The organism is Methanobrevibacter sp. (genome assembly GCF_017468685.1).
Classification (GTDB): domain Archaea; phylum Methanobacteriota; class Methanobacteria; order Methanobacteriales; family Methanobacteriaceae; genus Methanocatella.
The window spans coordinates 23,339-40,663 of sequence record NZ_JAFUHT010000077.1 but is presented as its reverse complement, the minus strand read 5'-3'; the positions used below and the strand labels follow the sequence as shown (position 1 = coordinate 40,663).

The following is a 17,325-nucleotide window of genomic DNA, read 5'->3' as shown; positions in this document are numbered from 1 at the left end:
ATTATTATGTTTACAAAACAAAATGTCATTTATCTTGCAGGAGGTTGCTTCTGGGGTGTTGAAGCATTCATCTCAAGACTTAAAGGAGTGAATAATACTGAAGTCGGTTATGCTAACGGCAATGATTTGGCTCCAACTTATGAAAAGGTCTGCACAGGTAAAACCATGCATGCTGAAACAGTTAAGGTTACATTTAATCCTGAAATCATATCTCTGGAGGAGATCTTGGAGAATTTCTTTAAAATTATTGACCCTTACGTTAAAAACCGTCAGGGCCCCGATAGAGGTACCCAGTATCGGACAGGCATTTACTGGCAGAACCCGAATGATGAAAAAGCAGTAATTGATTTTTTAAAATCAAAGCAGAAGTCATCTTCTAAAAGGATTATGGTTGAATCTCATGAGATTTATAACTTCTATCCTGCTGAGGACTATCATCAGAAATACCTTGAAAAAAACCCGCAGGGTTATTGTCATGTTGATTTAAATTTAATAGATAATGAAGAATTTAATCACCTGACTCGTGAAGAGTATGAAATAACACAGCTTTCTTTAACAGAAGCACCTTTTAGTGGAAAGTATAATAATTTTTTTGAAGATGGTATATATGTAGATGTTGTAGATGGTGAAGTTTTGTTTTCTTCTGATGACAAATTTGACTCAGGTTGCGGCTGGCCTGCATTTACAAAACCTATATCTGAAGATGTGATAACAAAAAATCGTGATTTCTCACACGGCACTACACGCATAGAGGTTAGAAGTGCAAAGGCAAATTCACATTTGGGCCATGTATTCAATGACGGTCCCGGCGGAAGTAAACGCTATTGTATAAATTCTGCCGCTTTAAAATTCATTCCACGTGATGAAGTAGAAGATTATTTGAAAAAAAGAAAAGAGAAATAGGATTAAAATTTAATCCTATCTTTTAATTTTAATTTTTTTAGTCACAGTATCTTTTCCATAAGTAACTTTATATTTGTAGGTTTTTCCAACTTTAAGTTTTTTAAGAATATTCTTTTTAACTTTAAATGTTGCAACACCTTTTTTATTTATTTTAGCTTTTAAGGTTTTACCTTTAATTTTTAATTTAAGTTTTTTGCCTTTAAGGAATTTACCGTTAACCTTATTGGTTTTGATTTTAATTTTTAAAACTTTTCTAGGCTTTTTAACTTTTAAATTTTTAGCTTTAAATAAATGTTTAACAGTTACAGTGTTTGATACTTTAACTCCTTTAAACTCTGCAGTTATTGTGTATTTTTTAACTTTAATCTTAGTTGGTAATTTTAAGGTTGCATAACCGTTATTGTTTGTGGTTACCTGATATTTTTTACCATTGAATGTAATGGTTACCTTTTCACCAACTACTGCCTTACCATTAGCTATTACTAAAACCCTATAATATGCATTAGCTGAGTAGATTACATTGACGTTTTTATTATTTGACAATACCGGAGTTGGAATAGTGATTGCAGTTGTTTTATTCATTGGTGAATAATTCTTATCACCTGAATAGCTTACAGTCACATTATGTGCTCCAGGAGCTAAATCATCAATAGTTATGGATGCTGAACCATTAACTAATTCCTTAGTATAGTTTTTACCGTCAACAGTTACTGTGAAGTTTCCTGTTGCACCAGGTAAGTTGATGCTGAACACAGGATTTGTAGATCCTTCAGGAACATTAACATCAAATGTTTTGTTAGCGTCAGGAGTCTGTTTGTCCTCAACTTTAAAGCTTGCAGGTACAGAAGTAGGATTATGGGTCTCATCACCAGTGTAAGTTACAGTTGCAGTGTAATCACCAGCAGGTAAATCAGTAATTTCCACAGTAGCCTTACCGTCAACCAACTCTTTAGTATAGTTTTTACCATCTACTTCAACAGTCAAATTACCACCAGCACCAGGCAAATCAATACTGAAAGTAGGAGCAGTACCATTCACAACACTCAAAACAGTGTCATTTAAAACAACATCCTCTTTAGCAGTAGTTTTTTCCTCAACTTTAAAGCTTGCAGGTACTGAAGTAGGATTATGGGTCTCATCACCAGTGTAAGTTACAGTTGCAGTGTAATCACCTGCAGGTAAATCAGTAATTTCCACAGTAGCCTTACCGTCAACCAACTCTTTAGTGTAGTTTTTACCATCTACTTCAACAGTCAGATTACCGCCAGCACCAGGCAAATCAATACTGAAAGTAGGAGCAGTACCATTCACAACACTTAAAACAGTGCCATTTAGAACTGTTTCTTTGGATTTAACAGTGAATGTCGGCAAGGTATTTTGACCATCAACATCGGATTCTCCGAATTCATAATGGACCATGTCTTCATATTTTATGCTTGACACAGTATATGTTCCAGCAGGCAATTGTTTAATGTCAAAGAAGACATAGTCTTCATCTTCATCCCAAATATAATCAACAGTGTAATCAGTGCCGTTTATGGTTATTGTATATTTACCGTCAACGTCTTCACCGCTGAATTTACCAACAGCATGGTCAGGATAAGTTACATTATCTATTTCCAGTTCGTACCATATTATTTTCTTATCTACATTAAGGGTGAATGTATAACTAGCTTCGTTATAATCTTCATTACCTTCCAATGTAGCAGTTATGGTATGTTCACCTAATCCTAAATCATTAGGATCAATTTCAAATACATCACCTATTTGTGCTCTTCCAAGCACTTTGTCTCCTTCTTTATAAATGATTTCTGCATCAATATCTTCAGAAGCTGTAGTTACAACTTCAAATGCAGGATCTCCCCAATCAAGAGTATAGTAATCATCTTCATCTTTCTCTTCATCCACTTCAACATCTAATGAGATGTCTTTAGCTTGAGGAAAGATTGTTACAGAATAGGTTAATGTGTTTTCAGCATCTACATAGAGTTCACCAGTACTGAATGAATATACTTTATATTTTGCATTAACAGTGAATTCACCTGTTTCATTTACAACAAAGGTTACTGGTGTGTAAACTCCATTTACAGCATTAACTTGCTTTTTAACGCCCCCATCAAATATGATTTCAGGCATCACAGGATCTTTAACTGAACTTTCAAGGTAATATTCAATAGTGATTGTTACATTTCCTTTACCTGAAAGTACAATAGTGGCATTTTCAGGATAATTAGCATCTCTAATAAATAATTCAGCTATTTTTGGTTCAGGTGAAACAGTAAATACTGCATTAGTAATTATTGCACCTTCCTGACCGGTTACATTAGCATAATAATCACCAGCAGCTAAACTTACAAATTTACTGCCACTTCCACCATCAACATTTACATTAACTTCAGTTCCGTTAACATCGATTGTGTATTCACCATCTACTGTTGCAGTTACTTTAACTTCTGCTTTGTCCGGCAATGTTACACTTTCAACGGTGACTATAATTTCATTTTTAACATTTTCAACAACATGAACAGTTACAGTATTACTAACTGCTGAGTCATAATAACCTGATTGTCTTGTGTATTTAGCATAAATTGTATAATCGCCAACAGGTAAAGTCATTTGAGTTGCAGTGTTTTTAAATAATGTGCTATTAGCCTTATCGTTAATGTATAATGTGATTTCATCTTCACCGCCGGTTAAGGTAGCTAATATATCAAAACTTACACCATCATTAACGGTTATTTCACTACCTGAATTAACAGTTAAATCCAATTTATTTGAATACAATAAAGTGTATTTAGCACCTGCTGAAACTGGACTTCTGTTATATGTTCTGTCAGATGGAACGTAAACTGCATATAAATATCCAGTATATCCAGGGTAATTTATGCTATCTGAAAAGTTTCCGGTTTCACCCGCATTGATTACTGCAACAGGATCAGAATTCATATTGGCATCAGTGTAAATTCTAACAACACCAGTTGTTAATACATTACCCTCGGAATCTTTTACTGTAGGAGTAATAGTTATGTTTTTATTAGGTAGGACTGCATCAGGATTTAATTCAATAGATACTGTAGTGTCTAATGCTTTTACAACATTAACTGTAACTTTATTACTTTCAGTTGCTTCAAAATCATCATTTCCTAAGAATTTGATGAAAACATCATTTTCACCAACATTAGATGGATCAAAAGTCACTGAAGTTGAACTGGAACCATCTTCACCACCTAAGTTAATATCATTAACCCATAATTCAAGATTGTCAGTTACTGAATCTGAAAATGTGATTGTAAAGTAAACTGTATCGCCAACAACAACAATTGCATCATCATTTCGAGCTAATGTAATTGTTAATGTTGATTTGATTTTATAATCTTTCTTATCTGAACTGGATTCAGCATATAAGTCGTTTGCAACATATTTTGCCCAAATACTGTGACTTCCAGATTCACCGGTTACAGTGTATTCAAATGAGGTTTTTTCATTTAAATCGATTGCACCAATTTTATCATCATTTTCATTGTAAAACTCAACAGTACCTTCGCTAATTTCTTCACCATCAACTAAAACAGTTGGAGTGACTGTGATTGTTTCACCATTAGATAATGAAGTTTTATCCACATCAATATCTATTGTTGTATCTTTTATTTCCGGTGATTCAATCCAATAAGATTCATAATCCTCATCACTTGAATTATAATTTAATTCATCATATCCCAAGTATTTAACATAAATATAAATTGAATCTTCACTTGCTGAATAGGATGGAGTGAAAGTATAATTATTGGTTTTACTTAAATCAATAATTGCGATTTCAGGATTACTGTCATCATAAATTAAAACATTACCCACAGTTATTTCTTCCATATTTATATCGTTTCCAACAGAAACAGTAAGTACAATTGATTCGCCTTTTTTAATAGAGTTTTTATCTAATTCAACATAAATTGAAGTAGGAACTTTGTCATATACTTCAAATGATGGAAGGTCATTCATTTCTTCATCATCAAAATCAATTTGATAATTTTCCATATCCTCAAATGCTACATCTGAAACCTCGTAAGTGCCAACAGGCAATTGATCGATATTGAATTCAGCAGATTCTTCATATTCTTCATCATAATTTACGGTGTATTCTTTACCGTTAATGGTTATGGTATAAACACCGATTACATTGGATGAAAAACTTCCGATGGCATGATCAGGATATACAACATCATCAATGTCTAAGTTAAAATAAATATTTTTTTCAAGAATAACTACATTGAAAACGTATTCAGCAGGATTGTAATCATCGTTTCCTGCCCAGTAAGCAGTAATGGTATGAGTTCCTTTTGTTAAAGTGGAAATGTCAAAGTCTTCACCAAAATCAGCACGGCCTAACTCAACATCACCCTCTTTATATATGATTTCTTCAGAAATATCGCTTTCAGAAGTGGTTATGAAAGTCATGATGTCATTATATTGATTATAATAAACTCCATCCTCATTGTAATATGAACTAACTTCACCATTTAGATTTACATCTTTTTTAGTAAGACCTGCAGAAGAAGGAACATAAAAACTTATTTGATTACTATCTGCTGCACCATAAATCCAATTTTGATAAGCATTTGATGTCTTGTCTTTATGAGCAGTGATATTCCACCATCCTTCACTATCCAATGTTATTTCAAAGTCTGCTGTAAAATATGCAGTTCCCTGATAATAATCTAAAGTAGTGTAGGTACCTGTTTTAGATGTTAACAACACACCATTTTTCATTAAATCAATGTTTCTATTTGATTCAGCAGGAGTTCCCTGTAGAAAATTCTTATCATTTGATTTCCATTCAACATGAATGGCAACAGTGTTTCCCAATTCTACATTATTTACAGAAGCAGTATTGCCTGTGCTGGATATTGTTAATGTTGTTAATTCATCACAATATTGATTATATGAATCATAAGCATTCAAGGCATCATCTTCTTCATTTGCTAAACTAACAATATCTTCATCACTTGCAACAATATCATCAGAGTAGCTCTCCTCATTTAATTCATCAATATCAACTGATTGATCTTGAGAATTATCTATAACTGTTAGATTTCCATCCTGAATTTCATCAGTTGCACTAACAGAACCAATACATATTAAGACCAACGCTATTAAAGCGATAGCCATAGCTAGCTTATTGTATTTTTTAATAATTTCACCTCAAGTACGCATGAATATAATATATAAATTATATTCTAATTATTATTTAGGTACAACTAAATATTTAAATATTGTTAAAAACAATTAAAATTAAAAAATAATTACATTAATTTGATAAATTGAATTTAGTTCAAAAAATAGATGGAATTTAAATAAATGAATTAACAGTATTCAATTGAATCCTATTTCAATCGAAAAAAAGAAAATAATAAGGTAATTATTACCTTATCTTTTTATAGCAATAGTTTTCTTAATACTTGTTTTAAGGTATTTAATGGTTATTTTATATTTTCCGATTTTATATAAACCCTTAATTTTAATGGTAGCTACACCTTTCTTGTTGGTTTTTGCATTATAGGTTTTACCTTTAATTTTAAAGGTTATTTTTTTACCCTTTAATGGCTTACCGTTGACTTTTAAAGTTGCAGTGTATTTTTTAACTTTATAACGTTTGTATTTTTTATTGGCAGCCTTTAAAACCTGATTAACTACAACCTTATTGGAAACAACAACTCCCTTATATTCAGCAGTAATAGTGTATGTTTTAGGAGTTAAACCGGATAATTTAAGTACTGCAAAACCATCCTTATCTGTTAAAACAGTGCTTGATTTACCATTGACTTTAATGATGACTTTTTCACCAGCACTTGCCGGCTGACCATTATCAGCATAAACCTTTACCCTATATGTTCCAGAAGTGGTATAATCAAATTTCACATCTTTATTATCACTAATTCTTTTGGAAATAACAAGTTTTTTGGTTGCTTTTTCACCAGTTGCAGGATTTTCAACTACAACATTAAATTCACCGTCAGACAAAGTGTTTCTTAAATATGCATAACCATATTCATCTGTTTTTAAATTGTAATCATTACCATTTATCACAATGGTTACCTGCTTGTTTTTCAGTGGATTTGCATTTTTATCCAATAATCTGACTTTAAAATCATACTCACTATTATATGCACGGGTTAAATCTTCAGCAATTATTGATGAAATTGAACTGGAAGGATTTACCTTGATGATTTGTGGTGAACTGGACACTGTTTTTCCAACAACTTCCACCCCAACATTATATTCACCTGCAACGTTTTTTTCAGGTTTGATATTGGCAATTCCCTTATCATCAGTTGTTGCTAAATAAGTTACACCATTAATTGTAAGCTTAACCTCTGCATTTGGCACTGCACGATTATATTCATCTTTAACTTCAACATTTATTGTACCATCATCATTATATGAGTAATCAACAGTAACTTCATCAGTTATTGGAACTTCAGTCTTGTTTACTACAGTTATTGTTGGCTGGGAATTGTCTATTATTTTTCCAGGTACATTAACAATAATAGTATGTTGCCCTTCATCCAAACTTGGTGCTATTGTTGCAATACCATTAATGTCAGTAGTTGCAGTGTAATTTTCACCATCAACTGTTACTGTAACTTCTTTATTGGATACTGCACGGTTATACTCATCAATGATTTTAATATTCAATGATCCGTCATCATTAAATGAATATGATACATTAGCATTTAAATCCTCACCACCGACAATGAATAATGAAGAGGATTGTGTGAAAGTATACCTGTTGGAGTTTGAGTCACGACCGATTAAAACTGCAGTATAATTTCCAACTTTCAGATTAACCAATTCCAACTGATTGTTTCTTAAGTCATATTCCTGTTTGTTCACAAATATTGTGTATTTTGGGTTTAATAAATTATTTGTACCGTCATCAACAGTGACTTTAATAGTTTCGGTTTCACCATAATCTACATCTGAAGTTTGAATTGTTGATTTAACCTCAAAATCAGAATTGATAATGGTTAACATTGAAGCATACTTAGCACTGTAGATATTTGCGCCATATTCGGCAGCATTATCCTTAAATGTACAGTTATCAATGGTTATTGAAGCTGATGAGTCGATGTATAAAACTCCCCCGTAACCTTTTGCTGAACAGTTGGTAAACACTGAGTTTTTAATCACAACATTATATGCATCTTTTTCAACAACTATCACTCCACCGTCACCGGAACCGTACTCATCATGGAACCATAGTTTAGTTCCTGTAGAGGATATTTTATCAAATATACAATTGTCAATCTCAACAGTACTTTCCTTGTCAATGTTTATTACTCCAGCTGAATCCACTGCTTTTGAATTGTAAAAATATGAATCATAGAAATAGACTGTACTTTTTTTAACATAGAACAAACCATTTTTGGCAGAGGAATCACGAACAGTACAGTTATGGATTTCAACATATGCCTCTTTTGCATGAAGTGCACTGCCCTCTTTTGAAACACATCTCTGAATCAGAGAATCATAAACATACAACCTTGAATTCTTATCACTGTATATTGCACCGCCTTTTTTACCGCCATTGCCGTAAAAAGTTGAATCATAAATATAGCAGGTTTGCTTGTTATGAATTGCTCCTCCTTCAGTTCCGATTCCCTGATTTGAAGCAAAATAACAATCTTTAACAGTCAAATATCCATTGTTTACAATTGCACCTTCACCATTATATCCAGTTTTTGGACCGTCAGGATTTCCCTGTTTTTCACCGGTGTATGCATTTATAAATGATAATTTATTTAATGTTACACTGCCATAAGTTGCAAAAAATCCTCCGGCATTATTTGCATCAATAATGGTGCTGCCACTGCCTCTTAATTCAACATTTCCAATATAATCTCCCTTGATATCCTTGTATGTACCATTAGCAAACTGTATGATATCACCGGAACTTGCTTTATCGATTGCACTGCTCCATGATGTTGGATTATCTGGACTTGAACCTGTTCCGGTCCCGTCAGGAGAAATATAAATCGTATTTCCACTACTTAGTTCATCCTGCAGGTCTTCACTTACAATGCTTTCCTCTTCAATTGCCAGGGAATCATCAAAACTTATACCATCATCAGATATTTCATCTGCAGACACTACAGAAAACGATAATATCAATATTAAAGAGAACAAAGCAGTGATTAAAATATTTCTTTTCAATTTCATTTTATCACTTAAAAAAAAGTTGATAAGGGGTTTATAACCCTTTATCTTTTGATTTTAATAGTTTTTTGAATGGTGCTTTTAAGATAAGTTATTTTTATCTTATAACTGCCCACTTTTGTTAAGCCTTTAATTTTAATACTTGCAACACCTTTTTTATTGGTTTTAGCCTTATAGGTTTTACCTTTAATTTTAAAGGTTATTTTTTTACCTTTAACTGCCTTACCATTTATTTTTAATGTTGCAGTATATTTTTTTACTTTGAAACGTTTATACTTTTTATTTTTAGCTTTTAAAACATGTTTTACAACAATATTATTAGCTACTTTAACTCCTTTATATTCAGCAGTAATTGTGTATGTTTTAGGAGTTAAACCTGAAATAATAAATTTAGCATATCCATTTGCATCGGTTTTAACATTAAAAGCCTTACCATTAAGAGTAATAACTACATTTTCACCTGCACCTACAATCTGACCATTATCTGCATATACACGTACTTTATAAGTAGCTTTGCTTGTATAATCCAGTTTGATATTTTGATTTTCAACAATTCTAGCCACGATAGTTGCAGTTTTATTTGCAGTTGCTCCTGTTGCAGGATTTATCATTGAGATTTGATAAGTTCCCTCAACTAAATTAGCATTTAATTTTGCAACACCATATTCATCTGTTTTTACAAAGTAATCATTACCATTGATGATGAAGTTAATTTCCTTTTCAGCTAACGGATTGCCGTTACGGTCATAAAATGTTGCTTTAAAATCATATGCACTGCCCTGTGCCCTGATTGTATTTTCACAAACTATAGTATCATCAATACTGACCTGATTGTTAACTACCTTAACACTTTGTGGAGTGTTGGAGGATACAGTTTTACCATTAACAATAATGATTGATGAATAATCACCTGTTTGTAAATCAACTTTAAATACAACAATTCCCTTATCATTGGTTGAAGAAGAGTAGGTTTTACCTGCTATTGTCAGATTTACTTCAGTATCAGTTACAGCATTTCCATTGCTGTCTGTTATTGTAGCTATGATTGATCCATCATCACCGTATGAATAAATGACATTTACCTCATCTGAAACAATTGGAGAAGCGGATAATACTCTAATTGTCAATGTATTACTTGATTTTAAGTATTCGGAGTCTCCTTTAAATTCAACTGTTGATGAATATGTTCCAGCTGCAATATTATTCAATCCAAACACCGCAACACCATTTGAATTGGTATTTACAGTGAGAGAATATGAGTTGACTGTTAATTTAACTTCCTTATTTGCAATTGTATTGCCGGATTCATCTGTTAAGGTTACATACAATAGTCCCCTTTCACCATAATTATATGACAAATCGTCAGCAGATAATTTAGTTGAAATTAATGTTGTTGTTTTATCCAAAACATTAACTGTTAAAGTACCAGTTGATTTTAAATAAGCGTCATTGCCTGTAAATTCAACACTTCCCTCATAAGTTCCGACATTTAAATTTACATTAAATGTTGCCACACCATTATTATTGGTTTTTTGAGTATCTACATTACCATTAATAGTAAGTTTCAAATCAACATTTGAAACTGCTTTACCATCCATATCAGTTAATGTTACTTTAACAATTCCAGTTTGACCAGTTATGAATTCAACATTAGGAACTGTGATTTTTGTTGCTTTTGCAGGTGCTTTAGTTACAGTTACTGTTGAAATGGCATTTGAATCTTCATATCCTACACCAGAATATGATGATTTAATATCGTATGATCCCGCATTATCAAATATTGTTTCCAATACTGCATAACCATTTGTTACTTTAACGCTCTGTTTAACATTATTAACATCAAATGTAACATAACCGGTGTTTACCAAATTACCTTTTTCATCTTTAACAGTAGCGGTGATTCTAGCAGTTTCACCAGTTTCTGCTTCAACATTGCCTACTGCAAGAGTTGTTTTTAATATTTCACCACTTGATTTTGTAAATGCTTTAATACATGCTACCTGTGAAGCGTATCTGTGTTCAATATCAGGTCTGTCTAATGTGAATGTGTATAAGTCATTCCATGTATTGCCGTTAGTAGAAAAGAATGAAATTCCTTCAGAATAGGTTAATCTTGTTGCTGTAACCACTTCACAAATTGGAATTGATGCTCCACCTTTTTTAGATATTTTAAATTGAATGGTAAATTTATCACCTGAATTCAATTGATACTCTGTTGTTAATGGAATAGTATTATAACCTGCAAATGAATGACCAGTTTGAGTGTGTTTTAATACATCATTAATGTAAACTGATAATTCATAATCAATTGCATCCTCAAAAATAGTTGATGCTGCAGTTAAAATATCATTTCCAATAGCTGTGAAAGTATTTTTATAGTATAATGTTTGATTATTTCCTGTTGGATATAAATAATCAGTCATTCCACCAATATCATATTGATAGTTCCTGTTATATCTTTGAGTATCGTTTAAAATGAATGTGTATGCTACATTCTTTTCTCCTACTTCACACATTACCATATCATAATATGATACATAGAAATATCCTTCATCTCCCCAATCTGTATTCCAACTGTTTTTAACAATCCATGCTCCATCACCAAGATCAGGATAAAACTTTTGAGCAAAATTCTCTTTTGAATAAGTGTCATCCCAACCTACAATTGTTACAGCATGATTTGCGTATGCCCCTTTCAACCATGAAAAATATGCATTGGTATCAGAGTTCCAGTATAAAGGATTGTCGAACTCAGAATACATCAATACACTTACTGCACCATAATCCATTATTGCTTTTTTAATTGCATCATTATCAGTTGCACTTGTACGTGCAGGCAAATAATATACATTTTGAACGTGCATAAATGCATCCATTAAAGTAGATAATGTTGAATAATCATCATATGGGTCATCTTTTTCAAGAACCGGACCTAACCAACTGATTAAGTTACCCCAAGTCATTTCGGAGTGTCCACCATCATTTGTATCCATTTTCCATCCATATGCTGAATACAATTCTATTAAATTTTTAACACTTTCTTCAGATAAATCTATGGACTGACCTGTTGCTTTATAAATACATGACTCCAAAGCGGCAATTCCTGCAAATGCCCAGCAGTTACCTCCACCTTCCTGGTCACGTATTGGTGTTACATAACCTTCTTCACGCAAATCGTAACGAGAAGGCAATACTCCATTATATGAAGAGTTATATTTCATCATCTGATAATCTGAATTATATCCGATATCATAATCATACTTATCCTGATGATAAATTACCTGACCTATTGGAGCAGCACTTTCTCCTAATGTAACATCTTCTAAATCAACTGTTTTTCCATTAGAAAAGATGGTTCCACCATATCTTGTTGCTTTACTTTTATCAAAACTTGATTTTGAAATGGTTATTGCAGTACAATTGTCTTCAAATATTGCTCCACCGTCAAGTGCAGAACTTTTTACAAATTCACAATCATTTATTGATACATTACCATACATCACATAAACTGCTCCACCTTCATATTTGGCAGTGTTATTGTTGAATTTACAATTATCAATAATCAGATTAGAGTTTAGGTTACATATTGCTCCTCCAAAGTCACCATAACCATTTGAAAAATTAGTATTCTTTACAGTTAAATCTGTCACTTTTGAATATATCGCTCCGCCAGCATCTGCACCAGCACGACAATTTTCAAATTCACAATTTTCAATAATTATTGTTCCGCCATCTGTTGCTAGAACTCCACCATAAAGACTTGCAAAACTATCATAGAATTTAGTATTACGGATAATTGTATCTCCATATTTATGATAGATTGATCCACCATAAACAGCGGAATTATTTATAAATAAACAGTCCTCTAATGTCAAATAAGATTTCATTCCATAACCTAAGTAAAAATTTGAACCCGGAGAGTATATTGCTCCTCCAAATGCGTTGTTACGTGTTGGATAATATGAAGCAGTTGTATCTACTGCCACCCCATTTTTAAATACACATCCATATGCTTCAAATCTACCGTTGTTTTGAACGATTGCATTATCAAAAGTTAGATTGTAAGCATAAAATCGTGAATTATCATTAACGATGAAAGCAACAGAACTTGAATTAACACCTTTAAATATTACTCCATCTGTACTTGCACCATAAAATATTACCTGACTAGGATTATCAGAATCTCCATTATTTGAAAATAAGTCACAAGCACCATTTATTTCATAAACTCCATTTGCAAAGTAAGCAGTTACACCATAAGGCAATCTGCCATCAGTAACATATTTGTATGGACGGTCATGTGATCCAACCCCATCTACTGCTGCATTAGCATCAAAGTACATGGTTTGAGCATATATGTCATCGCCCTCACCTACTTCACTATCTTGACTATCGAAAGATGACACTTCCTCAATATCCGATGCGGACTCCACATCATAAGTATCATCTGTGCTTTGAATAATTTCATCAATATTGTTGTCAATATCTGTTAAATTATCATCTGCAGTAGTCTCAGCACTAACTGCTGATACAGACACTAAAAACAATATCAATGTTAAAAATAATATTATTTTTTTAACATTCATATAAAAACCTCAAGTACGAATATATTTTTATTTGAGGTTATTAATAATATTTTGGTAAACCTAAACGTGTTTAAAAAAAAGAAAAAAGAAGATAAATAAATTATCTTCTAACAGTAATTGTTTTTTTGATGGAAGTTTTAAGATATCTGATTGTTGCTTTAAACTTGCCCACTTTTTTCAAGTTTTTAATCTTGAAGGTTGCAACTCCCTTCTTGTTGGTTTTAGCCTTATAGGTTTTTCCTTTTACTTTTAAAGTAATCTTTTTACCTTTTATGGCTTTGCCTGAAGAAGTCTTTAAAGTCACCTTGTACTTTTTAACCTTTTTGGATTTTTTAAACTTGGCATTTTTGGCTTTTAGGATTTGTTTTACAGCAACCTTATTTGATACTTTAACTCCCTTATATTCGGCAGTGATAGTATAAGTTCCAGGCAATAAACCACTGACTTTAAAGCTGACATCACCGTTTTTATCAGTCATTACTGAGTATTTAACATTATTTAATGTTATTATGACTCTTTCATTAGCGCCAACTGCCTGTCCATTATCTGCATATAATCTGATTTTATAATTTGCTGAATAAGAGTAATCAACATTAATATCTCTATTTTGAGTAATCCTATCAACAATTGTTGCTTTTTTGGTTAATGTTTCACCAGAAGCCAAATTCCTGATTTCAATGGAATATGTACCGCTGACAAGACAATTTACTAATTTAGCAACACCAAATTCATCAGTTTTGACAATATGATCATTACCATTGACAATAAAGTTAACTTCACTATCTTTTAATAATTGACCATTTTTGTCATAGAATGTGGCTTTAAAATCATATGGACTGTTAACTGCTCTTTTTAAATCACCAGCTTCGACAGTAGGTCCTGTATAATCTGCACTGCCATTTTGATTATTATTGGTTTCATTACTTATAATTACAATATTGTTTTTAACAATCAATACTGTTGTTTTTGTAATGGATTGGTAATTATTATCTCCTGAGTAACTGATAACGACGCTGTGATTTCCTTCATTTAAACCATCAAGGGTTATTGATGCCTTACCGTTTTCGAGTTCTTTTGTTTGATAATCGTTGCCATCAACATTAACGGTGAATGTTCCGGTAGCACCATCCAAATCTATTGAAAATGTTGGAGAATTTGAATCATCTGCAATACTAATGTTTAATGCTTCATCATCTTTTATGTTTGCTTTTAAAACTTTAAATGAGGTTGCGTTTTTGAATGAAGAATCTGTTTTAGACATTACGTTTGCAGTATAGTTATTTGGAGCTAAAGTAAAAGTTTCACTTCCGACTCCTCCAGACACTTTCACAACTTTTGAATTTTCACCAATAGTTACTATATAATCACCATCAACATCAGATTTGACAATTACTTTTACCTGTGCAGGATATTCAACATCATCAACTGCAATTGTTAATCTTTGAGATACAGGATTAACATTTTCATCCTCAATTGTGAATGTTTTGGTAATGCTTGCATCATTATACCTGTCGTTTCCAGCATAACTAATGGTGTATGAGTAATCCCCATCATTTAAATTATCAAAATCAACAGTTGCAATACCATTATTCAGTATAGCTTCTTTGGAATTTTGACCGTTTAAACTAACAGTTATTTTCTCATTATTAATATCATTCGGTAAGTTAACAGTTATTGTAGCTTTATTATTACTGACAACAACATTTGAGTTAATTGCAGGTGTTGTTTTGGAAATACTTTTTACTGTAAAAGTTGTTGAATTTTTAATGGATGAATCAGTTTTGGATTCTACTGTTGCAGTATATGTTTTTGCAGGTAAAGCAAAATTAACACTTCCGCTTCCTCCGCTTACAGTGACCTCTTTTTGATTACCATCAATTTTTACAATATAAATTCCATCAATATTTGATTTAACAACAGCTGTAACTTCATTTGGATAATTCACATCATCAACATTTATGGATAAAGCCGGTTTGACCACAGGATCAATGTCATCAGAAATTGTTACATGATAAGTAATTGAATTACTGTAAATGTCACCATGCACATCAGATAACCATACCACATACTTATATTGAGCTGTGAATACATAATCACCAGTTTCATTAAGCAGGAATGTACCTCCAATTGTAGTATAGGTTCTATCTGAAGGATTTTGAATTGTAGTTATTGCTTCACCATTGCATAAAATTATTATTTCATTTGTTGCAATATAACCTGATGGAACAGTTACATAATACTGGATTAAAGCATTATACTTATCATTTAATGAAATGACTGAATTATTTGGATAATTTGCATCCCTAATTATTATTTGCATTTCGCCACTAGGCTGAGGATTATCTCCACCATTTCCACCGCTTGTTCCTGTTGTTATAAATGTTAATTCATTACTTTCTGCAGTAATTGTTTTACCATTTACAGTTGCAGTGTAAATAACTTTTAAAGTCCATGTATTATCCTCATCAAATGTGAGATTACCTAAACGATTATAAGAATTAGGAGTAGTTGAACCAATACTTTGACCGTTAATAATCAATTCCAAACTTTCATCACTGAAACCATCACCGGATTTGGTAATAGAATAAGCAATATCACTAACATAATCCCCATTAGAAGTAATAGTAGACTGAGAAGGATAAGCCATATCATAAATAAAAATTGATGCAGAACCATCTTCTGTAGAACTTCCATTACCTCCGCCACTAGTATTTCTGGTGACAAATGTTAAAGTATTACTTGTAGCAGTAACAGTTTTACCATTATATAAAGCAGAATAGACAATCTGCAAAGTCCATTCATTATCTTCAGTAAAAGTCAAATTACCTAAACGATTATAAGAATTAGGAGTAGTTGAACCAATACTTTGACCGTTAATAATCAATTCCAAACTTTCATCACTGAAACCATCACCGGATTTAGTAATAGTATACGCAATATCACTAACATAATCCCCATTAGAAGTAATAGTAGACTGAGAAGGATAAACCATATCATAAATGGAAATTGTAGCAGAACCATCTCCTACAGGAATATCTGATCCTCCACCAGTTACTGTAACTGTGACTGTATCGGATGTTAATGACCATATTCCTGATGCTGTAAATGAACAATAAATGGAATTGCTTCCACTTTGAGCAGCGCTTAATGGTATTGTATAACCAGAAGTCGTTATGATCTTATAGGTTGTTGTTGCAATATTTTTATTATTCAGATAAACTGATACCTGATCACTACCTGATGCCATACTGTAAGTTCCCATTTTAACAGTTACGCTATCAGATTTTGAATAAGATGATTTTTGATTTACAACTGACAGACTAACTCCATCTGCCTGTAAAGCATCATCTGATTCATCAGAAACTGCCAATATTTCATCATTAGTTGATTCAAAATCAATATCAGTTATTTGTAGGTTTTCTTCAATATCCATTACTGTTGAGTTGATATCTTCTAAATTTTCAGCAGATACGCTTCCTAAACAAATAGATATTATACTTATTGTTAAAATCAACATGAAAATTAGCTTCACGCTTTTATTAATTATTTCACCTCCAAGTACACACGCGATATAAAATATTTTATATCAAGTTTATTTATGGAGATTAAAATATATAAATTTAGT

Annotated in this window: 5 protein-coding genes; 1 reads left to right on the top strand and 4 read right to left on the bottom strand. The window is 32.2% G+C overall.

What is annotated here, in order from left to right:
* Positions 1 to 6: 6 nt before the first annotated feature.
* Positions 7 to 903, top strand: a complete 897-nt coding sequence (gene msrA, locus IJ258_RS09870) for a peptide-methionine (S)-S-oxide reductase MsrA (protein ID WP_292806428.1) — start codon at positions 7 to 9, stop codon at positions 901 to 903.
* 15 nt (positions 904 to 918) lie between these two features.
* Here the strand turns inward: msrA and IJ258_RS09865 are convergent, their stop codons facing one another.
* From IJ258_RS09865 to IJ258_RS09850, 4 genes are all read right to left on the bottom strand, one after another.
* Complete coding sequence (locus IJ258_RS09865) at positions 919 to 6,066, bottom strand: Ig-like domain repeat protein (protein ID WP_292806426.1); 5,148 nt, start codon at positions 6,064 to 6,066, stop codon at positions 919 to 921.
* A 258-nt stretch (positions 6,067 to 6,324) separates the two neighbouring features.
* Positions 6,325 to 9,117, bottom strand: coding sequence for a hypothetical protein (locus IJ258_RS09860; RefSeq protein WP_292806424.1), 2,793 nt, complete (start codon positions 9,115 to 9,117; stop codon positions 6,325 to 6,327).
* Between the two features lie 41 nt (positions 9,118 to 9,158).
* Positions 9,159 to 13,700, bottom strand: coding sequence for a C1 family peptidase (locus tag IJ258_RS09855; RefSeq protein ID WP_292806422.1), 4,542 nt, complete (start codon positions 13,698 to 13,700; stop codon positions 9,159 to 9,161).
* 100 nt (positions 13,701 to 13,800) lie between these two features.
* A complete protein-coding gene (locus IJ258_RS09850; protein ID WP_292806420.1) occupies positions 13,801 to 17,217 on the bottom strand; it encodes an Ig-like domain repeat protein in 3,417 nt (1,138 codons plus the stop codon).
* Positions 17,218 to 17,325 lie beyond the last annotated feature (108 nt).